The sequence below is a fragment of the Polaromonas sp. P4_F9 genome (assembly GCF_056401235.1).
Window position 1 is genome coordinate 1 of the sequence record NZ_JBFUJT010000053.1, and the last position, 21,911, is coordinate 21,911.

The 21,911-nt window shown below is 63.5% G+C and carries 23 protein-coding genes and 1 pseudogene; 13 read left to right on the plus strand and 11 right to left on the minus strand.

All coding sequences use genetic code 11. The annotated features are described in order from the left end of the window. A partial coding sequence (locus tag AC1DUB_RS27100) for a patatin-like phospholipase family protein (RefSeq protein ID WP_477732194.1) occupies positions 1-1,089 on the plus strand: 1,089 nt, incomplete at its 5' end. Between the two features lie 243 nt (positions 1,090-1,332). Further along, positions 1,333-2,550 (plus strand): acetylornithine deacetylase, encoded by a 1,218-nt coding sequence (gene argE, locus AC1DUB_RS27105; protein WP_477732195.1) that lies wholly within the window; start codon positions 1,333-1,335, stop codon positions 2,548-2,550. 68 nt (positions 2,551-2,618) lie between these two features. On the opposite strand, the gene AC1DUB_RS27110 is transcribed toward argE, so the two are convergent. Further along, on the minus strand, positions 2,619-3,755 hold the full coding sequence (locus tag AC1DUB_RS27110) for an iron-containing alcohol dehydrogenase (RefSeq protein WP_477732196.1): 1,137 nt from the start codon (positions 3,753-3,755) through the stop codon (positions 2,619-2,621). A 96-nt stretch (positions 3,756-3,851) separates the two neighbouring features. On the opposite strand from AC1DUB_RS27110, the gene AC1DUB_RS27115 reads away from it, so the two are divergent. From AC1DUB_RS27115 to AC1DUB_RS27130, 4 genes are all read left to right on the plus strand, one after another. After that, positions 3,852-4,718 (plus strand): 2-keto-4-pentenoate hydratase, encoded by an 867-nt coding sequence (locus AC1DUB_RS27115; protein ID WP_477718186.1) that lies wholly within the window; start codon positions 3,852-3,854, stop codon positions 4,716-4,718. Continuing rightward, entirely contained in the window at positions 4,718-5,680 is a 963-nt protein-coding gene (locus AC1DUB_RS27120; RefSeq protein ID WP_477732197.1) for an alpha/beta hydrolase, read from the plus strand. Before AC1DUB_RS27115 ends, AC1DUB_RS27120 begins: the two co-directional genes overlap by 1 nt. Positions 5,681-5,706: 26 nt before the next feature. Beyond that, positions 5,707-6,564 (plus strand): YbgC/FadM family acyl-CoA thioesterase, encoded by an 858-nt coding sequence (locus tag AC1DUB_RS27125; protein WP_477732198.1) that lies wholly within the window; start codon positions 5,707-5,709, stop codon positions 6,562-6,564. 158 nt (positions 6,565-6,722) lie between these two features. Further along, entirely contained in the window at positions 6,723-6,917 is a 195-nt protein-coding gene (locus AC1DUB_RS27130) for a hypothetical protein (protein ID WP_477732199.1), read from the plus strand. Between the two features lie 19 nt (positions 6,918-6,936). Here AC1DUB_RS27130 and AC1DUB_RS27135 read toward each other — a convergent pair whose 3' ends face one another. Together AC1DUB_RS27135 and ygfZ are read right to left on the minus strand one after the other, a co-directional pair. After that, on the minus strand, positions 6,937-7,842 hold the full coding sequence (locus tag AC1DUB_RS27135; RefSeq protein WP_477732200.1) for an NRDE family protein: 906 nt from the start codon (positions 7,840-7,842) through the stop codon (positions 6,937-6,939). A 43-nt stretch (positions 7,843-7,885) separates the two neighbouring features. Then, positions 7,886-8,839 carry a CAF17-like 4Fe-4S cluster assembly/insertion protein YgfZ gene (gene ygfZ, locus AC1DUB_RS27140; protein WP_477732201.1) on the minus strand — a complete coding sequence of 318 codons (954 nt, stop codon included), beginning with the start codon at positions 8,837-8,839 and terminating at the stop codon, positions 7,886-7,888. A gap of 86 nt (positions 8,840-8,925) precedes the next feature. Between ygfZ and mltG the strand changes: the two genes are divergently transcribed. The 6 genes from mltG (at position 8,926) to AC1DUB_RS27170 (ending at position 13,882) form a co-directional block, all read left to right on the plus strand. Next, the gene (gene mltG / locus AC1DUB_RS27145) at positions 8,926-9,933 is read left to right on the plus strand and encodes an endolytic transglycosylase MltG (RefSeq protein ID WP_477732202.1); all 1,008 of its coding nucleotides are present in this window, start codon (positions 8,926-8,928) and stop codon (positions 9,931-9,933) included. A 2-nt stretch (positions 9,934-9,935) separates the two neighbouring features. Beyond that, entirely contained in the window at positions 9,936-10,613 is a 678-nt protein-coding gene (gene tmk, locus AC1DUB_RS27150; protein WP_477732203.1) for a dTMP kinase, read from the plus strand. Then, positions 10,610-11,770, plus strand: coding sequence for a DNA polymerase III subunit delta' (locus tag AC1DUB_RS27155; RefSeq protein ID WP_477732204.1), 1,161 nt, complete (start codon positions 10,610-10,612; stop codon positions 11,768-11,770). Before tmk ends, AC1DUB_RS27155 begins: the two co-directional genes overlap by 4 nt. A 125-nt stretch (positions 11,771-11,895) precedes the next feature. Further along, entirely contained in the window at positions 11,896-12,276 is a 381-nt protein-coding gene (locus tag AC1DUB_RS27160) for a PilZ domain-containing protein (protein ID WP_477718195.1), read from the plus strand. A gap of 140 nt (positions 12,277-12,416) precedes the next feature. Next, positions 12,417-13,214, plus strand: a complete 798-nt coding sequence (locus tag AC1DUB_RS27165; RefSeq protein ID WP_477732205.1) for a TatD family hydrolase — start codon at positions 12,417-12,419, stop codon at positions 13,212-13,214. Further along, a complete protein-coding gene (locus tag AC1DUB_RS27170) occupies positions 13,211-13,882 on the plus strand; it encodes an ankyrin repeat domain-containing protein (protein WP_477732206.1) in 672 nt (223 codons plus the stop codon). Before AC1DUB_RS27165 ends, AC1DUB_RS27170 begins: the two co-directional genes overlap by 4 nt. Before the next feature lie 179 nt (positions 13,883-14,061). Here AC1DUB_RS27170 and AC1DUB_RS27175 read toward each other — a convergent pair whose 3' ends face one another. The 6 genes from AC1DUB_RS27175 to AC1DUB_RS27200 all read right to left on the minus strand — a co-directional run bounded on the left by AC1DUB_RS27175 (position 14,062) and on the right by AC1DUB_RS27200 (position 19,661). Then, the gene (locus AC1DUB_RS27175) at positions 14,062-15,045 is read right to left on the minus strand and encodes a Bug family tripartite tricarboxylate transporter substrate binding protein (protein ID WP_477718198.1); all 984 of its coding nucleotides are present in this window, start codon (positions 15,043-15,045) and stop codon (positions 14,062-14,064) included. A 136-nt stretch (positions 15,046-15,181) separates the two neighbouring features. Beyond that, positions 15,182-15,781, minus strand: coding sequence for a malonic semialdehyde reductase (locus AC1DUB_RS27180; RefSeq protein ID WP_477732207.1), 600 nt, complete (start codon positions 15,779-15,781; stop codon positions 15,182-15,184). A gap of 32 nt (positions 15,782-15,813) precedes the next feature. Then, on the minus strand, positions 15,814-16,764 hold the full coding sequence (locus AC1DUB_RS27185) for a Bug family tripartite tricarboxylate transporter substrate binding protein (RefSeq protein WP_477718200.1): 951 nt from the start codon (positions 16,762-16,764) through the stop codon (positions 15,814-15,816). Then, positions 16,761-17,567, minus strand: coding sequence for a citryl-CoA lyase (locus tag AC1DUB_RS27190; RefSeq protein ID WP_477732208.1), 807 nt, complete (start codon positions 17,565-17,567; stop codon positions 16,761-16,763). Before AC1DUB_RS27190 ends, AC1DUB_RS27185 begins: the two co-directional genes overlap by 4 nt. A 13-nt stretch (positions 17,568-17,580) precedes the next feature. Continuing rightward, positions 17,581-18,474, minus strand: a complete 894-nt coding sequence (locus AC1DUB_RS27195; protein WP_477732209.1) for a dioxygenase family protein — start codon at positions 18,472-18,474, stop codon at positions 17,581-17,583. A 35-nt stretch (positions 18,475-18,509) separates the two neighbouring features. Then, entirely contained in the window at positions 18,510-19,661 is a 1,152-nt protein-coding gene (locus AC1DUB_RS27200) for a CaiB/BaiF CoA transferase family protein (protein WP_477732210.1), read from the minus strand. Between the two features lie 149 nt (positions 19,662-19,810). Here AC1DUB_RS27200 and AC1DUB_RS27205 point away from each other — a divergent pair, with 149 nt between their 5' ends. Beyond that, complete coding sequence (locus AC1DUB_RS27205) at positions 19,811-20,725, plus strand: LysR substrate-binding domain-containing protein (protein WP_477718204.1); 915 nt, start codon at positions 19,811-19,813, stop codon at positions 20,723-20,725. Positions 20,726-21,298: 573 nt separating this feature from the next. Here the strand turns inward: AC1DUB_RS27205 and AC1DUB_RS27210 are convergent. After that, the gene (locus AC1DUB_RS27210) at positions 21,299-21,670 is read right to left on the minus strand and encodes a hypothetical protein (RefSeq protein WP_477732211.1); all 372 of its coding nucleotides are present in this window, start codon (positions 21,668-21,670) and stop codon (positions 21,299-21,301) included. Positions 21,671-21,688: 18 nt separating this feature from the next. Continuing rightward, a pseudogene (locus tag AC1DUB_RS27215) lies at positions 21,689-21,911 on the minus strand (IS110 family transposase); the annotation flags it as partial.

A 21,911-nucleotide genomic window follows, 5' to 3' on the forward strand; every position in this document is an offset into this window, starting at 1 on the left:
GAGCAACACGGCCTGCGCCCGCAGGACGTGCGGGTGGTGCCCGCTGCGGCCGGCGGGCCGAAGGGCTTGGTGCTCGGGCCGCTGGATCGTTTTATTTTTGGCGACTGGCTGGCCTCCAGCTCGCAGCCGGTGCATCTGGTGGGTGCCTCGATAGGCGCGTGGCGCATGGCGACCGCATGTCTGAATGATCCGGTGCAAGCCTTCCAGCGCCTGGAGAGCGGCTACATCCGGCAGCACTTTGAGGTGCAGCCGGGCCAAAAGCGCCCCAGTGCGCAGCTTGTCAGCGAGCAGTTTGGCCAGAGCCTCGAGGACTTCTACGGTGGCCGATTGCAGGAGGTGCTGCAGCACCCGCGCTACAAGCTGCACATCGTGACGTCGCGCGGCCGCCACCTGCTCGGGCGTGAGCACCACTTGCGCACCCCGCTCGGTTATCTGGGCGCCTTCGTGACCAACACCGTGCATCGCAAGGCCATGGGCGCATGGCTGGAGCGGGTGGTGTTTTCCAGCCAGGGAGCGCCCTTGCCATTTGCCACCAGCGACTACCGGACACGCCAGGTAGCGCTCAATGAAGCGAACTTCAAGCCGGCGCTGCAGGCCAGTTGCTCCATCCCCTTCATGCTCAATTCGGTCCACAACATTCCCGGTGCGCCGCCTGGCGCTTATTGGGACGGCGGCATCACGGACTACCATTTGCACCTGAACTATGCTTCTGATTTGATAGCTGATGGTCCAGATACAACAGGGGCTACAGGTCGATTGTATTCTGGGAGGGCCGAAAAAACCGGTCTGGTGCTCTACCCCCACTTCCAGAAAGCCGTGGTGCCGGGCTGGCTCGACAAGGGCCTGAAGTGGCGGCACAAGGCCACGCATTTTCTTGACAACATGGTGCTGCTTGCGCCCGACCCGCAGTGGATCAAAACGCTGCCCAACGGAAAACTCCCCGACCGGACAGACTTCCTGCACTATGGCGCCGATCTTCAGGCGAGGATGAAGGCGTGGAGCAGGGCGACTGCAGCGAGCCAGCAACTGGCGGATGAGTGGCAGGCCTGGCTGGTGCGGCCGGACATGACGCTGGTCAGCAGCCTTTAATCTTCGTCGGCCTGCTGTATTGAACCCGGCTCCGCTGTTCATCGCCGCTTGCTGCCAGCGGGATTCTGTATTTCAAGCCCCGATGGGTATCATGTCCGTAGCGGGGCAGGCGCCGAGGCCGTCCGGATTAGCGCTGACACTCCTGACTCCTGACTCCTGACTCCTGACTCCTGACTCCTGACTCCCGACCAGCATTCCCCATGGGGTTGTCCGCCCGTATATTTCCTTTTGAAGGCATCGATCATGAGCACCCCAACCGATACGACGACCAGTGAAAAACGGCCATCCGCTGAACTGATGGCGATGATTGAACGCCTGATCGCATTTCCGACCGTGTCGCGCGATTCGAATCTTGGGCTGATTGAGTGGACCCGCGATTACCTTGCGCAGATGGGCGTCAAGTCACGGCTGACCTACGACGCGACCGGCAAAAAGGCCAATCTGTTTGCCACGCTGGGCGAGGGCAGTCGGCCGGGTCTGGTGCTGTCCGGGCATACCGACGTGGTGCCGGTCGATGGCCAGGCCTGGGACACCGATCCATTCCAGGCAACCCTGATCGGCGACAAGCTGTTCGGCCGCGGCGTCGCCGACATGAAAAGCTATATAGCCGCTGCGCTGGTCGTGGCGCCGAAATTCCTTGCCGCCAAAGCGGATGCGCCACTGCACCTGGCCCTGTCTTATGACGAGGAGGTGGGCTGTATCGGCGTGCGCAGCCTGATCAAGGATTTGATGGAGATGGACCTGAAGACCGCCGGTTGCATCGTCGGCGAACCCACATTAATGCAGCCGATCATTGCACACAAGGGAACGCACCGCTTTCGCTGCTGCATCACGGGCCGCGAAGCGCACTCCAGCTACACCACGCAGGGCGTCAATTCGATTGAATATGCCGCCCGCATCATTGTCTATATTCGCCAGATGGCGGACCGGCTGGCCCAGCTCGAGAGTCGTGATTACTCGTTCACCGTGCCGTTCACCACGCTGCAAACCGGCACCATCAAGGGCGGGCTGGCATCGAACATTGTGCCCAGGGATTGCGAGTTTCAGTTCGAGGCGCGTACCATGCCGGGCGCCTCCGCGGACCGGCTGTACCGGGAAATTCAGGACTTCGCGGCGACCCTGTTGCCGGAAATGAAGCGGGTCGAGCCGAATGCCGCCATCCAGTTCGAAATGCTGGCTTCCGCGCCTGGCATGAGCACGCAAGAAAGCGATGCCATCGTCAAGCTGGCCGCCTCCCTGGCACGCAACAAACCGAATGGCRCAGTTTCGTACGGCACCGAGGGCGGGTTGTTCCAGCAGGCCGGCATACCCACGGTGATTTGCGGCCCCGGCGATATCGAGCAGGCCCATCGTCCGAACGAATTTGCCACCCTCGACCAAATTGCGCAATGCGAAGCATTCATGCTGCGGCTCATTGAGTCGGAATCGGAATCCGATTCGGAATCCGGAAAGACCGCCTGAGCGGCCATTCATCCAGATGCTGGCAGGTGCTGGCCGCAGGGCGCTGACCGTGGCGCCGGTGTCATGCGCTAAAGCGATGTTTCCAGCATCTCCCGGTATTCCTCGGCACTGGCCAGGCGCGGGTTTGTCTTGTGGCAGTGATCGGCCAGCGCGCCCGCGATGATGCGGTCAAACCAGTCGCGCTGCACACCCATGGTGGCGAGGCCTGTGGGCAGGCCGAGGCGGGCATTCATGTCCTTGATGGCGTCGGGAATGTCACCGCCAGACCGCAAGCCCATGGCGCGGGCCATGCGGTCCAGCCGGTGCTCCTTTTGGACTGACTCGGCGCTGGCATTGAAACGCACCACCGCCGGCAGGAACATGGCGTTGAGCGTGCCATGGTGCAGCCGCGGGTCGACGCCGCCCAGGCTGTGGCTGAGGGAATGGACGCAGCCCAGGCCTTTCTGAAAAGCCATTGCCCCTTGCATGGAGGCGCTCATGAGGTTCAGGCGCGCCTCGCGGTCGCTGCCGTCGCGCGTGGCACGCTCGATATGCGACCAGCCCCGCTCCAGGCCGTCCAGCCCGATGCCGTCGGCCGGTGGATTGAAAGCCGGAGACATGAAGGTTTCCATGCAGTGCGCAATCGCGTCCATGCCGGTGGCGGCGGTCAGCATGGCCGGCAGGCCCAGCGTGAGTTCGGGGTCGCAAATGGCTGTCTTGGGCACCAGGTGCCAGGAGTGAAAACCGAGCTTGCGGTGATCGTCGACGATGATGATCGCGCCGCGTGCCACCTCGCTACCGGTGCCGCTGGTGGTGGGCACGGCGATCAGCGGAGCGACGCGATCCGAAATCTTCGGGGAACCGCCTTCGATGGTGGCGTAAGTGGTCAAGGGGCCCTCGTGCGTGGCCGCAATCGCCACGCCCTTGGCGCAGTCAATGGCCGAGCCGCCGCCCACGGCGATCAGGCCATCGCAGCCGCCGGCCTTGTAGAGCGCGGCTGCCGCGCGCACCGCCGCTTCGGTGGGGTTGGAGGGCGTCTGGTCGAATACCGTGACAGTGATGCCGGGCAGGGCATCAAGCGCTTTTTGCAAAATGCCGGCCGCCTTGACACCCGGGTCAGTCACGATCAAGGGCCGGGTGATGCCCACGCGCTCGCACTCCTGCTTGAGCAGTTTGACCGCGCCAAATTCAAACTGGATCTGGGTAACGTAGTAAATGAAGGCCATGTTTTACTGTCTTTCTGCGTTGTACGATGCGGGAGTGATTTTGCAAACTGGTTTAACGTTACTTGATTAACGCTACTTTACTGGCTGGAGGCACACATGAGTTGCAAGCAAACCCTGATCGCGGCCACCCTGATGATCGTCGGCCTTACTGCCGGAGCCGAGTGCCTGAGCGATGCCCAGGTAGGCGACATGGCGGAAAAAATCGCCGCGAAAACCCCGGCCGCCACCCCGGAGGGCCTGAATGAGGCCGACGGTGCATGCAGCCGCGCCAAGCTCAATGCGCTGCTTGAAAAACGCTACGGAAAGGTCATTGGGTACAAGGCCGGTCTAACGAATCCGGCGGTCCAAAAACGCTTCAACCATGACCAGCCCGTCTGGGGCAAGCTGTATCAGGGCATGCTGTTGCCCAGTGGCTCCCAGGTGGAGGCTGCGTTTGGCGCCCGCCCCCTGTTTGAGGCGGACATGCTGGTGCGGGTCAAAAGTGCAGCCATTAACCAGGCCAGAACGCCTATGGATGTGCTGCAGGCCATCGACCAGGTCATCCCTTTTATCGAATTGCCCGATCTGGTGGTCCAGGCGCCGCCCAAACTGAATGGGCCGGCGATCAGCGCCATCAATGTCGGGGCCCGGCTGGGCGTGGCAGGTACACCGCTTGCCGTGCCGGTGACGCGCGCCGAGCGTTATGCAATGCTGGATGCCTTACGTGACATGACGGTGGTGCTGACTGACGATAACGGCGCCGAGCTTGGCAAAGGCGTCGGGGCAGACGTTCTGGAGCATCCGCTCAACGCCGTGGTCTGGCTGGCGGGCGCCTTGGCCAAAGAGGGCCTGGCGATGAAGCCCGGCGAGCTGATCAGCCTGGGCTCGTTTTCGCCGCTGCTGCCGCCTAAACCGGGCCTGAAAGCCACGGTAACTTACCGGGGCTTGCCGGGTGCGCAACCTGTCTGGGTGTCTTTCAAATAATGCGGCATTCGGCTGACCCCCACACCCTGCTGACCCCCGCCATGCGGGACGTGCTGCGCCGCATGGCCCGGGCCGGCCATCCGCCATTTCACACACTCACGCCCCAGCAGGCGCGGGCGGCCTATGCCGCGGGCGCCGGTGTGCTGGAGATCCCCGCACCCCGGCTGATGCGGGTGGAGGATTTCGCCTTGCCTGCCCGCGATGGCCACGCGATTGCAGCGCGCCTGTATGCGCCTTCCAGCGATCTGCTGCCGGTGCTGGTGTACTTTCACGGCGGTGGGTTCACCATCGGCGGGATTGCCACGCACGACGTGCTGTGTCGCCAGCTCAGCCATCTTGCGGGCTGCGCGGTAATTTCGGTTGATTACCGTCTGGCGCCGGAGCACAGGTTTCCGGTTGCCAGCGACGATGCCTGGGATGCATTCCACTGGATTGCCACCCATGGCGCCCGCAAAGGCATTGACCACTCGCGCATTGCCGTGGGTGGTGACAGCGCCGGCGGTACCCTGGCCACCATGTGCGCCGTACTCGCGCGGGATGCGGGTCTGCCTCTGGCCCTGCAACTGCTGTTTTACCCGGGCTGCGCCGCCCATCAGGACACCCCCTCGCACCACAAGTTTGCGCAAGGCTTTGTGCTGGAAGAACCCCATATCACCTGGTTTTTCAACCAATACGTGCGAAGCCCCGCCGACCGCGACGACTGGCGCTTTGCGCCATTGAACACCCCCGACGTGGATGGCGTGGCGCCCGCCTGGGTCGGGCTCGCCGAATGCGACCCCCTGGTCGATGAAGGCGTGATGTACGCCGACAGGCTGCGCATGGCCGGCGTGCCGGTGGACCTGGAGATCTACCGCGGCGTCACGCATGAGTTCATCAAGATGGGGCGAGTCATTCCCGAGGCCCGGCAGGCGCATGCCGATGCGGTGCAGGCCATCCGGCGTGCTTTTGGGCAGGTTTCTTAACCGGAATTTTTGGACATGAAACGAGTATGAAACGTCAAGACTTTCGTTTCTTTCACCGCCTGCGTGTGCGCTGGGTGGAAGTGGACATGCAGAAAATCGTGTTCAACGCGCATTACCTGATGTATTTCGATACGGCGATTTCTGACTACTGGCGAGCGCTGGCCCTGCCTTACGAAGAGGCCATGCAGCAGCTCGGCGGCGATCTCTATGTCAAAAAATCCAGCGTCGAATACCACGGGTCGGCGCGCTTTGACGACACGCTGGAAGTGGCACTCAAATGCGCGCGCGTTGGCAATTCGTCCATGACTTTTTCCGGCGCGATTTTCCGGGGAGACGAAGTGCTCGTCACCAGCGAGCTGATTTATGTGTTTGCAGACCCCGCATCGCAAACATCCAAACCGGTACCGGATGCACTTCGCTCCCTGCTGAGCCGCTTTGAGGCTGGCGAGGCCATGATTGACGTCCGCGTAGGCGACTGGGCCGCTCTGGGCACGGACGCCGCCAAACTGCGGACCGCCGTGTTTGTGCAGGAGCAGGGCATTGCGCCAGAGATGGAATGGGACGAGGCCGACGGCACGGCCGTGCATGCAGTGGCCTACAACGGAATGGGGCAGGGCGTCGCCACGGGGCGGCTGATCAGGCATGCGAACGGCGTGGGCAAGATAGGCCGCATGGCGGTTCACCGGGTGCTGCGGGGTTCGCATATTGGGCAAGAGATTCTTCGCGCGCTGATGGACGCCGCCAAAAGCCGGGGTGATACCGAAATCGTGCTGCACGCCCAGCGCAGTGCCGAAGGTTTTTACCGGCGCCTGGGCTTTGCGCCGCGTGGGGAGCCCTTCGAAGAGGTGGGCATTGCACACCTTGAAATGGTCAGGATGCTTTGATTCGGGTCTGGTAAATCATCCACAAATCGCCAGCAAATCAGCAGCGTTTTGTCTGGATGGTTTTCCGCCTTCGACCACAACTACCAACTCCGCCCAGCTCCGATCAGCTCCGCCCATGACAAGGACCAAACGGAAGATAACCGGCGCATCCCCAGGCCATGGAATTGCGAGACCAGGGTTGGCCCGACCAGCAGATTGATGGACTGCTCAAGCTGGGCGATTTCTACGCTGCGCAGAAAAAGGAAGAGACCAGGGCGCTGGCGTCTTACCGGGCCGCCCTTGAGGCCGCACCGGGCAATGTGAGGGAAGCGGTCCGGCAAAGAATCCCCGCGGCCTATCTTCCCCGTCTCTAGTCTCTCTTTCTTTTAGTCTCTAAACACCCGCCTGCAACCAGGTCATCCGGTAGCTGCTGGCCAGCGAATGGCCGGCGGGGCGCCTGGATGCAATGGTCGTGGCTTGCGCGTCTGCCCGGGCATGCGTTCGTTCCTCCACCTGCAGGTCCCAGCGCTTTTCGCCCTTGCCTTTGCCATGGTCAGCGGCGCTGGCGAGCAACACGGTGCTGGAGCGTGTGCCATAAGCGTTTTCGGGAAAATCCACAAAGGCGCTGGACAAGGCCTCCTCAATGGGCAATGGCACGCCGGTTGCAGGAAGGCTGGCAAGAGGGGCGCGCTGGCGATTGCCCAGGGCCGCCCACAGTGGCGCCAGCAGTGCTTCCGGCTGATGCGCATCGGAGCTGGCCGCCAGGGCTGTGGCCAGGGTCTGCTTCAGCTCTACAGTTTTTGGCCATGGCGTGTCCAGTGCCGCATTCGAGAGACCATAAACGCCCGCTTGCAGCGGCTGGGCATGCCAGCGCGAATTGGCCATGGTCCGGAATGCAGCAGCCTTGTTGGTCACCCAGGTCCACGCATCCCGCTGAAAATCACCCAGCACAAGATTGAATCCGCCGTAGGCTGCACCGTCTTTTTCCAGCTCATTGATAAAGTCGCCGGCCTCGCAGTCCGTTTCCAGCCAGCGCATCACCAGCTCACCCCTGGAGCGCGGTGCGGCTTGCGGACGACCTTCGCGTACATTGGTCAGAAACGCCATCCGCCCGTCGGATGTCATGCCCAGCCAGGTTCCACCGGCATGCAGGTCGCGGCCCGAAATGATTTCCTGTCCGGAAGCATTTGTCCAGCGGGCCAGCGGCAGGCTCGGACGGTCCAGATACTCATCGCGGTTGGCAGCGATCACCAGCGGCCAGCGGGCAGAGGCGTTGATGGCAAATGCGATCAGGCACACGGTAAAAAACCTTTAAATTTCCCGGCAAATCGCGAGGATCAATTCAGATATCTTCGAGCAGCGGGTAGGGCAGTGGCAGCAGTGCCAGCGGCGCACCCGCGGCACTTCCCAGCGTGAGGCGCCCCTCACCCGCATCGGCGGCGGCTGACGTCTGCATTGACACAATGGCATCAAAACCGCCCGAGGGGTTGGCTGCGGAGGCGGCCACCAGACCGCAGGGTTGTTCGGCGTCCGAGGCGTGAAACACCTCTTGTCCGACTGCCGGTACGCCCGCGGTATGTGCCAGGTAGGCCCGCCTTTTCAGCGTGCCGCGAAACTGGCTGCGTGCCACGATCTCCTGCCCGGGGTAGCAGCCTTTCTTGAAGTTCACGCCGCCCACGGATTCGTAGTTGAGCATTTGCGGTACAAAGGCCTCAAAAATCGGCTGGGTGATCATGGCAATACCGGACTGCACCTCCAGCCAGTTCCAGCGTGCAATGTCCAGGGGTGAGCCCTCGGGGCGGGGCGAACCGGCAGGCGCGCACCTGAGGGCGCGCGGCTGGCCGGCACCGGGGTGTAAAAACACCAGGCTGGCATCGCCAATATCGGACTTTGTCCAGACAGGGCGGTTGCCGCCAATGATCAATTCAATGGCATTTCCCGCCACGCCATACAAGGCGAACTCGGCGGTGGCATCGCTGAGCCTGGCCTTGGCGCGCAGGACGAACATTGACAGGCGCTTGAGCGTGGCCGGCAAAATGTCGCGGCTACACACCAGCAGGACCTCCTCGGGGCTGCGTTTGAAAATCACAAAGCTGGCCTGCATGCGGCCTTTCGCATTGCAAAAGGCGCCCAGTCGGGCCTCTGAGAGGCTCAGCAGGGCCACGTCCTGAGTCACCTGGCCCTGCAGGAACTTCACGGTATCTTCGCCAGCCACACGAATCACTCCCAGGTGCGCCAGGTCGGCCACTCCTGAGACAGACGCGGAAATTTCGGTGGCAGTTGAGGGCAGGGTCATGGGGGCTGTTGGAGTGGTTGTGGGGATGGCCTGAATTATCATAGCCCTGTGTTCTTGGGTCCCAGTGTGGAAAAGGTAGCCGGGTTGTGCGTCGTGTCTTTACAAGTTTGCTGATGTTGGTATTTGCCGGCGCCCTGCTGTTGTTTGGTGCGGCTTTGTGGTGGCTGCATGAACCGATTCCGTTGCGGCTTGTCCCCGGCACCCAGGTGCTGGACCTCGAAATCGAGCCGGGCACGCCCGCCAGTGGTGTTGCGCAGGTGGTAGCGGACAGCGGCGCCCAGGTGCCTGTGGTGCTGCTGCATGCGTGGTTCCGTTTCTCGGGGCAGGCCCGGCAGATCAAGGCCGGCAGCTATGAGCTGGTGCCGGGTACCACACCTCGCCGATTGCTGAGCATGCTGGTGCGCGGCGAGGAAACGCTCAAAAGCGTCACGCTGGTCGAAGGCTGGACTTTCGCCCAGGTTCGTACAGCGCTGCAAAAAGCAGAGAATCTGGCGCCCGATACGCTCGGGGTTGGCCCGGAAGCCATCATGGAACAGCTGGGCCGGCCGGGCCTGCACCCGGAAGGCCGGTTTTTTCCGGACACCTATACCTATGCCAAGGGGGCCAGCGACTTGTCCGTGCTCAAGCGCGCCGCCCGCGCGATGGATAAACGGCTGGAGGCCGCCTGGGCCCAACGCAACCCGGACACGCCACTCAAAACACCGGCGGAGGCCTTGATCCTGGCAAGCATTGTGGAGAAAGAAACCGGCAAACCTTCCGATCGTCCCCAGATTGGCGGCGTCTTCACCAACCGCCTGCGCCTGGGCATGATGCTGCAGACCGATCCCACCGTAATTTATGGCCTGGGCCCGCAATTTGACGGCAACCTGCGCAAGCGCGACCTGCTGACGGATGGCCCTTACAACACCTATACCCGGGCTGGCTTGCCTCCCACGCCAATCGCCATGCCTGGCAAAGCCGCCTTGCTGGCCGCAGTGCACCCGGCGGCGACCCAGGCGATTTATTTTGTTGCCCGGGGCGACGGCAGCAGCCAATTCAGCGCCAGCCTGGACGAGCACAACCGTGCCGTCAATAAATATATCCGGGGTCAATAAACATGCACGGCCTGTTCATCAGCTTTGAAGGCATCGACGGTGCGGGCAAGTCCACGCATATTGCAGGACTGGCTGACGCTTTCAGGGCGCAGGGCCGGGCCGTGACCCTGACGCGTGAGCCGGGGGGGACCCCGCTGGCCGAAAAGCTGCGCGCCCTGGTACTGAACGACGCCATGGATTCGCTGACCGAGGCACTGCTGATTTTTGCGGCCCGGCGCGACCACCTCGTGCGCGTGATCGCGCCGGCACTGGTGCGCGGCGACGTTGTGCTGTGCGACCGCTTCACCGATGCCACCTTTGCCTACCAGGGGGCTGGACGTGGTTTTGACCTGGCTGTGCTGGCTACGCTGGAGCAGTGGGTGCAGTCCGACGAAGGGCTGCTGGGCGATCCGGCCGGCAACTTTCCCATGAAGCCTGAAGTCGAGACAGTCATCGAACCTCATCTCACGGTCTGGTTTGACCTGCCGCCCGAAGAAGCCGCCCTGCGGCTGCAGAGCGCACGCGTGCCCGACAAGTTTGAAGCCCAACCGCTGGAGTTTTTCCGTCGCGTGGCGAAAGGCTATTCCGACCGCCAGCAAGGCCATCCGGAGCGCTTTGCCCGGATAAATGCCTCGCAACCGCGCGAGGTGGTCTGGCAGGCGGTGCGGCAGGTCTTTGTTGCCAAGGGATGGCTGGCATGAGCGACGCCAGTGACGCCATCCGCGAGACAAATACTGTCAATACCGTAGGTACCGTGGTCAAAAAAGCACCTCTGGCGCCCTGGCTGCAGACCCAGCTGGAGAGCCTGCTGGCCCAGCGCGGCCACGCCTGGCTGCTCAGCGGCCCCTCAGGGCTGGGCCAGTTTGAACTGGCACAGGCACTGGCTCGCGCTTGGTTGTGCGAGCAACCCACCCCACGGGGCGCTTGCGGTCATTGCGGTAGCTGCCACGCGGTGGACGTGCATACCCACGCCGACCTCTGCCTGCTGGTGCCTGAAACCCTGTCGCTGGCCCTGGGCTGGCCACTGGACGAAAAAACACAGGACGAGCTGGACAGCAAGAAACGCAAGCCCAGCAGGGAAATCAAGGTGGATGCGGCGCGGGAGGCTGTGTCTTTCACCCAGTTCACGCGTTCGCGCGGCACGACCAAAGTCGTGCTGGTATTTCCGGCCGAGCGCATGAACCACATCACGGCCAACACCCTGCTCAAAACGCTGGAAGAACCACCCGGGCCCGTCAAATTCATTCTTGCAACCGATGCGGCCCACCAGCTGCTGCCCACCATCCGCAGCCGCTGCCTCGGCCACAGCATGCATTGGCCCGATTTTGCGCAGGCCTCTGCCTGGCTCCAGCAAGAGGCGGCCAGCCCAAGCGAGGGCGAGGGCAGTACCAGGAAAGGGGCCCGGCCGGCCGCGTCTCCAGACGCCGCCGATCTGCAAACATTGCTGGTGGCGGCCGGGGGGCGTCCCGCCGATGCCCTGGCCTGGGCGCAGAATGGCGCCCCAGGCGAGGCGGCCCGGCATTGGCAAAGCCTGCCCAGGGCAATGGCTCGCGGTGATGTCAGCGCGCTGGCGAACTGGTCGCCGGCTCAGGTCGTGGATGCCTTGCAGAAGCTCTGCCATGACGTTTTGGCTGTCCGGATGGGTGCAGCTCCGCGATTTTTCAGTACTGAAGACCTGCCGGAGCCGGTTGCCGGCAAACCGGGCAGTACCCCCGCACTCGGGCCGGGTCTTTATGCGCTGGCCGGCTGGTCCAGGGAACTGGCCGTCACAGCACGGACCGTGGAGCATCCCTACAACCCGGGATTGATGCTGGAGTCGCTGGCCAGCCGGGCCCAACTGGCGCTCAACTCAAAATAGTCCAGGCCGGGCGGCAAAGGTGGCAACGGCAACTGGCCTCCTGCTCGCCCCACCAGGCGGGGGCCTTGAACAACAGGTCACTGGTTTTATTTGTGCCTGCAAGCGGGCAACACTACACTAACGCCATGAGTACAACACCCTCCGCCAGTTCCCCTGCAGCAGCCACGGCCCGCCCCAGCGTCGTTCAGTTGGCCATCAAGGAAAAGGCGGCGCTTTATGCCGCGTACATTCCGCTGTTCAAGGAAGGTGGCGTGTTCATTCCCACGGCGCGCGAGTACAAGCTGGGTGATGATGTCTATGTGCTGCTGACGCTTCCGGAAGATATCCAGCGCTATCCGGTGGCCGGCAAGGTGGCCTGGGTCACGCCGGCGCGCGCGGCGGGCAACCGCACCCAGGGCGTGGGTGTGCGGTTTCCCTCTGACGAGAAATCGCGCCTGCTCAAGATCAAGATTGAAGAAATCCTGGGCGCCCATCTCGCCTCGGACAGGCCGACACAGACCATTTAAACGCCTGCCAGCCGGGGTTCTCAACCTCTAAAAACAAGCAGGGGTCTTGCGGCCCGCCATATTTTTAATAGTTTTAATAGCTACCTGCGCCCGTTTTGCTGGCGCTGCAGGTTGTTCTCTTCATCAAACGGTTTTTCTGAATGTTCACAGATTCTCATTGTCACCTGAGCTTTCCGGAGCTTCAGGCGCAGTTGCCGCAGATTCGCCAGGCCATGCAGGACGCCCGGGTCGACCGGGCGCTGTGCATTTGCACGACGCTGGAAGAGTTCGATACCGTCCATGGGCTGGCCACCCGCTATGACAATTTCTGGGCCACCGTGGGCGTGCACCCTGACAACGAGGATGTGCGTGAACCCAGCCTTGATGACCTGCTCGAGCGCGCGGCCCTGCCCAAGGTGGTGGGCATCGGCGAAACCGGCCTCGACTATTACCGGCTGGGGGAGCGCACCGTGGCCGACATGGAATGGCAGCGCGAGCGCTTCCGGGTACACATCCGCGCGGCGCGGCAGACCGGCAAACCGCTGGTCATTCATACCCGCAGCGCCTCGGACGACACAATAGCCATCCTGAAAGAAGAGGGCGGCCAGGCCGGGCAGGCAGGGTGCGCCACGGGCGTTTTTCATTGCTTCACGGAAACCCGGGCGGTGGCGCGTGCAGCGCTCGATCTTGGGTTCTATATCTCGTTCTCCGGGATCCTGACCTTCAAGAATGCCGGCGATTTGCGCGAAGTTGCCCAGTTTGTTCCGCTGGACCGCCTGCTGATCGAGACCGACAGCCCCTACCTCGCACCGGTTCCTTACCGCGGCAAAACAAACAATCCGTCTTATGTCCCGTTTGTGGCGCAGCAGATTGCCGAGCTGAAGCAGCAGCCGGTGCAGGCCATTGCCGAAGCCACCAGCCATAACTTCGAGCAGCTCTTTACCGGCGTGACTGCATGAGAAAATACTTCACAAACTACATTAAAAAAGCAATATACCTTTTTGTTTTTATTGGATTTAATGTTGCTTTCGCCGGGTCGTACGATGATTTTTTCATTGCCATCAAACAGGATGACTCTGGCAAGATCAAGGAGCTCCTGGCGCGCGGTTTTGACGCCAATACCATTGACCCTAAAGGACTGCATGGCCTATACCTCGCGCTTCGCGAGCCTTCGCCCAAAGCCGCACTGGTATTGATTGACTGGCCCAAGACCAATGTCAATGTCCTGAACGCCAAGGACGAAAGTCCGCTCATGATGGCAGCGCTCAAAGGCCAACAGGATCTGGCTGCCAAGATGATCAAAAAGGGCGCTGACATCAACAAGACCGGCTGGACGCCCTTGCATTACGCCGCCAGCAGCGGGCACCTGGCCATCATCAGCCTGCTGCTTGAGAACAGCGCCTACATTGACGCCGAATCACCCAACGGCAGCACCCCCCTGATGATGGCTGCGATGTACGGGACGCCCGCAGCCGTCAAGCTTTTGCTGCAGGAAGGTGCCGACCCGCAACTCAAAAATCAGCAAGGCCTGACCGCGCTGCAGTTCGCCCAACGCGGCAACCGGGCGGATTCAGCCGATGCCATCGCAGCGGCCATACGTGGCAAGCGGCCTGCCGGCCAATGGTGAAGCGCTTGGTTTGCTCCATGCTCATGCGATCCGCCGGGCGCTGGTACCGGGGGACGGCTAGTCAGTCCTCTTGCAGCTCCTGGGCAACAATGTGCTGCAAACGCTTGCTGGGGATTTATGCGCCTCATGGTGGTGCGCCCGTGGTGCGTTCGCGGCATGAACGACAACCAGCAGTGAGGTCAATCGACCCGGATATTCTTGGACTTGACGATGCGGCTGTAGATGTCCGCATCACGGCGCACGAGTGAAGCCATCTCTGCCCGTGTCACGCCCAGGGGCTCACTGTTCAGCTCCCGGATGCGCTTTTGCATGTTCGGATCCTTGCTGCCCTCGACGAACACCGCATTGACGCGGTCGACGATGGCGGTCGGGGTCGCCGCAGACGCCCAGATGCCATGCCAGGACATCATCGTGAGGCCGGGCACCAGCTCGGACAGCGTGGGCACGTCCGGCAAGGTGGCGAAACGGCTGGGACCCGAGTAGGCCAGCGCCTGCACCTTGCCGCCGCTGATCAGCGGGAAGGCGGTGGCGATGGGCTCCATCACCGTGTCGATCTGGCCGCCCATCACATCGGGCACCGGGCTGCTCCGGTAGGGCACATGGACCATCTCGATGCCGGTTTCTTCCTTCAGCCACTCAACGATGAGGTGCGACGGGCTGCCGGCGCCATAGGACGCGTGCGAAATGGTGTTGGGCTTGGCCTTGGCAGTGGCCACCAGATCCTTGGCCGACTTGACACCTATGCCCGGCTTGGCGATCAGCACCAGGCCCTGGCGCATGGTGGTGGCCACCGGCACCAGGTCCTTCTGGGGATCAAACGGCAGCTTGCTGTAGATGAATGGGTTGATGGTGAAGGCGGTGGACAGGTTGTACAGGAATGTGTAGCCGTCGGGCGCAGCCTTCGCAACCGTGTCGGAGGCGAGGTTGCCCGCAGCGCCCGGCTTGTTGTCGATCACCACCGGCACGCCCAGCCTCTTGGACGCGTAGTCGCCATACAGGCGGGCGAAGATGTCCGGCGGTGTGCCGGCGGCAAACCCGACCACGATCTTGATGGGCTTGGTCGGCCAATCCGGATTCTGGGCCCCCGCAAGACCACACAAGAGTCCCATGAAAAGACCCAGAAAGAACTTGATTCCCGTGTGTATGTGATGCATGTTATGCATGTGATGTCTCCTCTCGTGGACCGAAGCCCGCTTATCAATAACAGGTTTGGTTGAACTACAGCTGAACTCGCATCGTGTTGAATGAACCGATGGCATACCCCTTTCGAGACTTGAGATCGCGGACTGCATTGCAGCGTTACGCGATCACGCAGGCGTGTGAAAAACCGAGCCTGCTTCCTCGCGGACGGCCGGGTGGTCCGGCGGGGTAGCCCAGGTTGATCAGGAAGTCGACCTGCCAGCGCCCATCGCTGAAAAAGCTGCGGTTGACCCCCTCGGCGTCAAAGCCGCTCATGGGGCCGCAGGCCAGCCCCATCGCACGGGCCGCGACGATGAGATAGGCGCCGGTCAAGGTGGCATTGCGCACGGACGTCGCCTGCGCTAGCGAGGGCTGGCGCTCGAAGTTCTCCCGGGCTTCGGGTGCGTGCCAGAGCGCGGGCATCCACTCGTAGAAGCGGGTGTTGCGCGCCACGATCACGGTCACCGGCGCCGAACGCACCTTCGCCTGATTGCCGGCTGCCACATGGGGCAGCAGGTGTTTGCGCCCGGCCTCGCTGGTCACGAACACAAACCGCGCGGGCTGGCAGTTCATGGACGTCGGCCCCAGACTGGCCAATTCGTACAGCCGCTGCAGCAGCGCGACGGGCAGGGGCCTCGGATCGAACTGGCCGTGGGTACGAGCCTCGGTGAAAAGGCGGGCAATGGCCGCCTCGTCCAGGGCCTCATGCTCAGTACTCATGGTGGCGCTCATGGTCATCCTGCGGCAACGGGTCAGTCGACCTGGGCGCCCGACCGCTTCACGGCCTCGCCCCACTTGGTGATTTCGCTCGCGCCGAAGCTGGCCATCTCGGCCGCGCCCATCTCGGACAGCTCTACGCCTTGGGCCGCGAGCTTGTCGTGCACCTCGGGCTGGGCAAGCACCTGGCGCGTGGCCTCGCGCAGGCGCTCACGCTGCGCGGCTGGCATGTCGGCCGGGGCGTACAACATGAACCAGGCCACCAGGTCGAAGCCGGCCACGCCCTGCTCGATCAGTGTGGGAACCTCGGGCGCGGCGGTGCTGCGCCGGGCGCTGGAAACGCCCAGCGCGCGCAGCCTGCCCGCGCGGATGTGGGGCAGCACCGCGGCCGGGTGGTAGAACATGAACTGCACGTTGCCAGCCATCAACTCGGTCAGCGCCTGCGCGCCGTCGCGGTAGGGCACGTGCACGAAGTTCTTGCCCAGGCGGTTGCTGAGCAGCTCGCCGGCGAGGTGGCCCGAGGTGCCGTTGCCGGCGGAGGCGAAGTTCACGTCCTTGCCTGCGGCCCGCCCGAGGTCGGTCACCGATTTCCAGGGCGAGGCCGCGGGCACCACCAGCAAGGTGGGCGTGGCGCCGACGAATCCCAGCGGCATGAAGTCGCGCAGCGGCTGGTAGGCCAGGCGCTTGTAGAGCGAGGGGTTGATGGCGTGCGTACCCACCGTGCCCAGCAGCAGCGTGTGGCCGTCCGCGCCGGACTTGGCCGCCAGCTCACTGCCGATGGCGCCACCGGCGCCGGGCTTGTTCTCCACGATCACCGTCTGCGCGAGCTGCTTGCCCAGCGCGTCGGCCAGCAAGCGGCCCACCACGTCGGTGGAGGTGCCGGCGGCAAAGGGCACGATCAACCGCAGCGGGCGCGCGGCGTTGATCTGCGCCAGGGCACTGCCGGCAGCCAGCAGCGCGGCGGTAACCAGAGCGCGCCGCTTCATGCCGCTGCTCCGAAGCCGTCGGGCACGTCGCCGTCGTACTGCAGTTCGCGCGTGGCCTGGTAGGACAGCGCGAAGCCGCTGGGCGACTCGGCCTCCTCGGCCAGATGGGCAATCAGCCCCGCCGTGCGCGCCAGGATTGGAACGCCCCTGAGCGAGGTCACGGGAAAGCCCACGCCCAGCAGCACCGCCGGAATGGCGGCCGAGACGTTCATGCGCAGCTCCTTGCCCACGATGGCGGGAATGGCGCGCTCCAGCGCCTGGGCGATGCGTACGTAGCGCAGGTCGGCGCCGGCCTGGGTGGCCACGGCGATCAGGCGATCCACGCGCGGGTCGCTGGCCTTGTGCAGCGGGTGGCCGTAGCCCGGGATGGCGCGGCGCTCGGCCTTGAGCGTGCGGATGGTCTCGGCGGCCACCGCATCCAGCGGCTCGCCCGCGTCCACGCGGGCGGCCACGTCGGCAAACAGCCGGCCCGCCGTTTCGGATGCGCCTAGGATGACCGAGCCGCAGCCCAGGATGCCGGCGGCCACTGCACCCTGCAGCGAATCGGGCGCTGCGGCATAGGTCATGCGGCTGGCCTGCACGCTGGGCACCAGGCCGTGTTCGGCGATGGCCACCAGCGTGGCGTTGAGCACGGCGGTGCAGGCCGCGTCGGGCCGGCGGCCGGTGAGCAGCAGGAAGAAATAGTCGGTGAAGGACAGGTGCCCGATCAGATCCTGGCACAGGTCCTGCCCGCGCACGACGATGGTGTGTTCGTCCGACGTGCAGATGGCGGTGCGCGGGACGGTGGATTTGCCGATTTTCATGAGGATGTCCTGATCAGTTGGCTTGGGGTTCGAGGCGGAAGTCGTAGTGGGCCGACCAGTAGGGCTGCGCCATCTCGCGGCCATCGGGTGCGCGGCCGGCGGGGTGGGCGTCGTAGTCGACGATCAGGCTGGGCCGCACGCCGAACACCGCATCGGAATCAATGTAGGGGCTGTTGGCCACGAACAGGTGGGTGGTGAGCGGCGCGTGGCCCGGCGCCGACACTTTCATGTGGATGTGGCCGGGGCGGTTGGGATGGCGGCCCATGCCGCCTAGCATGCGGCCCACCGGCCCGTCCACGGGCACCGGGTAGTAGCTGGGCTTGATGGACCAGAACCAGTAGCGGCCTTCGGCGTCGGTTTGGATCCGCGCGCGCGCCGCCATCCCGCCGCCCTCGACCTGCATGTCGTACACGCCGTCGCCGTCGCCGGACCAGATGTCCAGCAGCGCGCCCGTGAGCGGCTGGCCGTAGGTATCGGTGACGCGGCCGCTGTAGAACGCGGGTTCCCCGTTGACGCCCTGCGCAATGTCGGCGCCCAGCGGCACCTGCGGCGCACCCTCCCAGTAGTAGGGGCCCTGCACGGTAGCTTCGGTGGCCTCCGTCATGCGCAGGCTGCCCTTGGCGTGCGCGGCCGCACGCAGCTGGTCCAGCATCACCACCATCATGGACGCGCCCAGCGTGTCGGACAGCAGGATGAATTCCTGCCGCTTGTCGGCGCAGGCCTGGCCCACGGCGGTCAGGAACTGGATGCCGGTCATCCACTCGTCGGGCTTGAGATCCACCTCGCGGACGAAGGCGTGCAGGTGGGTGATCAGCGAGCGCATGATCAGCGCGAAGCGGGGGTCGTCGGCACCGCTCAGGCGCTCCAGCGCGGCCTGGGTCAGTTCGTCTTCGGTCGATGGGTTCATGGGTGTCTCCGCGTCGTTGTGGTTGGGGGGAAAGTTCAGGTCGCCTGCTTCAGCCGCCGCCGTATGGGCTCGACGATGTCGCCGTTGTCCGCGCCCAGCATGGGCGGTGCGGTCACCTCCAGGGCGCGCGCGCCGTCGTAGCTCACGGGCGAGCGGATGGTGCGCCACTCACCGCCCATGGGGTGCGTCGTGCCCACCGCCAGCTGCAGGTGGCGCACCTGCTCGTCCTCCAGCGCCTCGCGGGTGTCGTACATGGGCGCGTGAGGTACGTCCTGGGCCTGCAGGCGCTGGCACCAGGTGGCGCGGTCATGGCGGCGGAAAATGTCGCCCAGCAGCGCGATCAGATTCTCCTGGTGGGCGATGCGGCTGTCGCGGGTGGCGAAGCGCGGGTCCTCGAACAGGGCGGGGCGCTCGATGGCGTTGGCCAGGCCCTGCCAGAACTTCTCGGGCGAGGACATATGCAGCGCAATCCACAGGCCGTCGGCGCATTCAAGTACATAAGACTGCGAGACGCTGGGCCGGCTGTAGGGCCCCATGATCTCGTTCTCGGAAAAGTAGTGGGTGAAGGCGTCCAGGTTGAAGTGGCACATGGCCTCCAGCATGGACACCTCCACGCTGCGCCCCTGGCCGGTGCGGCCGCGCTCGACCAGCGCGCCCAGCACGCCGTAGGCGGCGTAGAAGCCGGTCAGCGCGTCAGCCAGCGCCGGGCCCACCACGCGCGGGTTGGCCGGGTTGACCAGCAGCTTGAGGAAGCCGCTGGCGGCCTGGGCCACGGTGTCGTAGGCCGGCCGGCCAGCGGCCGGGCCGGTCTGGCCGAAGCCGCTGATGGCGCAGTAGATCAGGCGCGGGTTGAGGGCGCGCAAGCGTGCCTCGCCGGCACCCAGGCGTTCGGCCGCGCCGGGCCGGAAGTTCTGGATGTAGACATCGGCGTCCTTGACCAGCTCGTCGAACACCGCCGCGTCCTCGGGCAGCTTGGGATTGAGCGTGACGCTGCGCTTGTTGCGGTTGTAGGTCTGGAAGTGGGGGCTGTACAGACCATTGCGAAACGCGCGGAAGGGGTCGCCCGAACCCGGTTGCTCGATCTTGATGACCTCGGCACCGAGGTCGGCCAGGAACATGCCCGCCGCCGGCCCCGTGATGAAGGTTCCCTGCTCCAGCACCTTGATGCCGCTGAGGACTTTGAACACCGCTTGTACTCCTCTGTTTGTGGTGGTGGCGGACCTACTGCATAACCGCCACCGAATAGGAGCGAACTGTAGTGGGCCCGAACAAGATTTGGAAATGATCATTTTTCATCGTTATCATCGACCTCATCGATCATTCAAGGAGACACACGGTGGAACTGCGACACCTGCGCTACTTCATTGCCCTGGCCGGTTCGCTGAACTTCACCCGCGCCGCCGAGCGCGTGCACGTGACGCAATCCACCTTGTCGCACCAGATCCGTCAGCTGGAAGAAGAGGTGGGCGTGGCGCTGTTCGACCGCGTCGGCAAGCGCGTACTGCTGACCGAGGCCGGTGACGAGTTCCTGCACTACGCCACGCGCGCGATGGGCGAGATCGACCAGGGGCTGGGCGCGCTCAGGCAGAACTCGTCGGAGACAGCGGGCGAGTTGCGCATAGGCTCCACCCACACCTTCAACCTGGGCTTCATCCCCGATTGCATCGCCACCTTCCTGCAGCGCCACCCGCAGGTCAAGGTGGTGGTCGAGGAGTTATCGGCCGAGCAGATCGGTGTCCGGCTGCGGCAGGGCTCGCTGGACCTGGGGATTGCCTACCGGCCACCCGATCAGGACAAGCTGCAGTTCGAGCCGCTCTTCAACGAGGAGATGGTGCTGATCGTGGCGCGCAACCACCCTCTGGCGCGCCGCAAACGGGTGCGCATGGTGGAGCTGCACCACCTGCCCATGGTGCTGCTGCCATCGACCTTCGCCACCCGCAACATGCTTGACGAATGCTTTCAGGCCTGCGGTGCCGAGCCGCAGGTGATGGCCGAGATGAACACCCTGGCGCCCATGATGGGCGTGGTGGCCAGGACGGCTCTGGCGTGCATCGCGACCGCCAGTGCGGTGCCCGCCAATTCGGGTCTGCAGATCGTCCGACTGGAAAGCCCCACCCCGGTGCGCACACCGGGCATGCTGTGGTCGACCGAGGCTCGCCGGGCGCCGGAGACCCGGGCGTTTTCAGCCATTGTGCGCAAGCTGGCATTTCGAAGCAGCCTGCTGGATGCCACTAGGCGAACGGGCGGCTGATCGGTGGCATGGCCGGCCGATGCCCCAAAGGTTCTGGGGCAGTGGCCTGACCAGTTGGTTGTTAGCTGCTATCAAATCAGGAGAGTAAAGGGGCTGACGGCGGGACTGGCTAGGCACTCGGCAAAGCTGCGGCTTCGGGTCACCAGACCCGCAGGCCCATTTCCTCCAGCATTCCGCGCTGGCGCGCATCCAGGCCGAGGCTCATAGCTTCAGACTCATGACCAGGCATGCTCGCACTGGGGGTTAACCCGCCGGGTAGTAGTTCCTGCGCTTGCCGACAAGGCAGTAACCGCGGTGCTCGTAGATCCACAGCGCCCGCTGGTTACTTAAGAAATGTTCGAAGGATTACCTTTGGGGGTTTATTTTAATGTTCCACGATGTATATTATGTTAAATCATATGGCGCATCGGTATTATCCACGCTTGACCTGGCTGACTGCAGTAACGTTGACCATGGCCAGCGGAGTAACGAGCGTCACTACTACCCCAAAACCGCCTTTTGGGGCAGCTCATGGCCAAACAGGCTTCTTCTTGGCCGAATGATGGTCACCAATGCTGCGCGTTCGCCAGGTGGTCATCGTTGCACCCGGTTCTTCAACACCTGACATACTTTCCTCCCATTCGGCTGGCAGATGACTAAGCATGGTTTGTCCACCGGAAAAGCCTGATCCTGTGGCAATTCGGTCAGTTTTCCTGAGTAAATTTCCTTGAGTGACATCAGCAATTTCAGGATGTTGTCGTTCGAGTGTCCCTTGAAGTCCAGGTCCTGCAGGCTGCTGAGCAGCGCCCGTATCCGGTGCGGGTCATCCGTCAGGGTTTCTCGCACGCTTGCGGCATGACTGGTGCTCGAAAGCGGGTTTAGATCCGTGACAATATCGCCAATAGATGCCAGGCGCTGTTCGGCTGGCTGACTGGTGTCATTGACCAGTGCTTTGATCGACAGCAACCATCTTGAATGAAGACATTAATTCGTTACTGCAATAGCGTTGTTCCAGGGCGACCTGGTACGTGCGATGGCGTTCAGGATGACCAGCAGCTTGTGCATGCAGGCCACCAAGGCGACCTTCTTGGGCTTGCCGGCGGCCAGGAGCTTGGCATAAAAGGCTTTGAGTACTGGATTGAATCGGGTACCCACCAGGGCGGCCACATACAGCACGCGACGCACATCGCTTCGCCCGCCGAAGATG

Coding starts and splice junctions, on each gene's coding strand:
- AC1DUB_RS27110 (WP_477732196.1), bottom strand. CDS start 3,755: ATGGCCTTCATTTACTACGTTACCCAGATCCAGTTTGAATTTGGCGCG.
- AC1DUB_RS27115 (WP_477718186.1), top strand. CDS start 3,852: ATGAGTTGCAAGCAAACCCTGATCGCGGCCACCCTGATGATCGTCGGC.
- AC1DUB_RS27120 (WP_477732197.1), top strand. CDS start 4,718: ATGCGGCATTCGGCTGACCCCCACACCCTGCTGACCCCCGCCATGCGG.
- AC1DUB_RS27125 (WP_477732198.1), top strand. CDS start 5,707: ATGAAACGTCAAGACTTTCGTTTCTTTCACCGCCTGCGTGTGCGCTGG.
- AC1DUB_RS27130 (WP_477732199.1), top strand. CDS start 6,723: ATGGAATTGCGAGACCAGGGTTGGCCCGACCAGCAGATTGATGGACTG.
- ygfZ (WP_477732201.1), bottom strand. CDS start 8,839: ATGACCCTGCCCTCAACTGCCACCGAAATTTCCGCGTCTGTCTCAGGA.
- tmk (WP_477732203.1), top strand. CDS start 9,936: ATGCACGGCCTGTTCATCAGCTTTGAAGGCATCGACGGTGCGGGCAAG.
- AC1DUB_RS27155 (WP_477732204.1), top strand. CDS start 10,610: ATGAGCGACGCCAGTGACGCCATCCGCGAGACAAATACTGTCAATACC.
- AC1DUB_RS27160 (WP_477718195.1), top strand. CDS start 11,896: ATGAGTACAACACCCTCCGCCAGTTCCCCTGCAGCAGCCACGGCCCGC.
- AC1DUB_RS27165 (WP_477732205.1), top strand. CDS start 12,417: ATGTTCACAGATTCTCATTGTCACCTGAGCTTTCCGGAGCTTCAGGCG.
- AC1DUB_RS27170 (WP_477732206.1), top strand. CDS start 13,211: ATGAGAAAATACTTCACAAACTACATTAAAAAAGCAATATACCTTTTT.
- AC1DUB_RS27175 (WP_477718198.1), bottom strand. CDS start 15,045: ATGCATAACATGCATCACATACACACGGGAATCAAGTTCTTTCTGGGT.
- AC1DUB_RS27180 (WP_477732207.1), bottom strand. CDS start 15,781: ATGAGTACTGAGCATGAGGCCCTGGACGAGGCGGCCATTGCCCGCCTT.
- AC1DUB_RS27185 (WP_477718200.1), bottom strand. CDS start 16,764: ATGAAGCGGCGCGCTCTGGTTACCGCCGCGCTGCTGGCTGCCGGCAGT.
- AC1DUB_RS27190 (WP_477732208.1), bottom strand. CDS start 17,567: ATGAAAATCGGCAAATCCACCGTCCCGCGCACCGCCATCTGCACGTCG.
- AC1DUB_RS27195 (WP_477732209.1), bottom strand. CDS start 18,474: ATGAACCCATCGACCGAAGACGAACTGACCCAGGCCGCGCTGGAGCGC.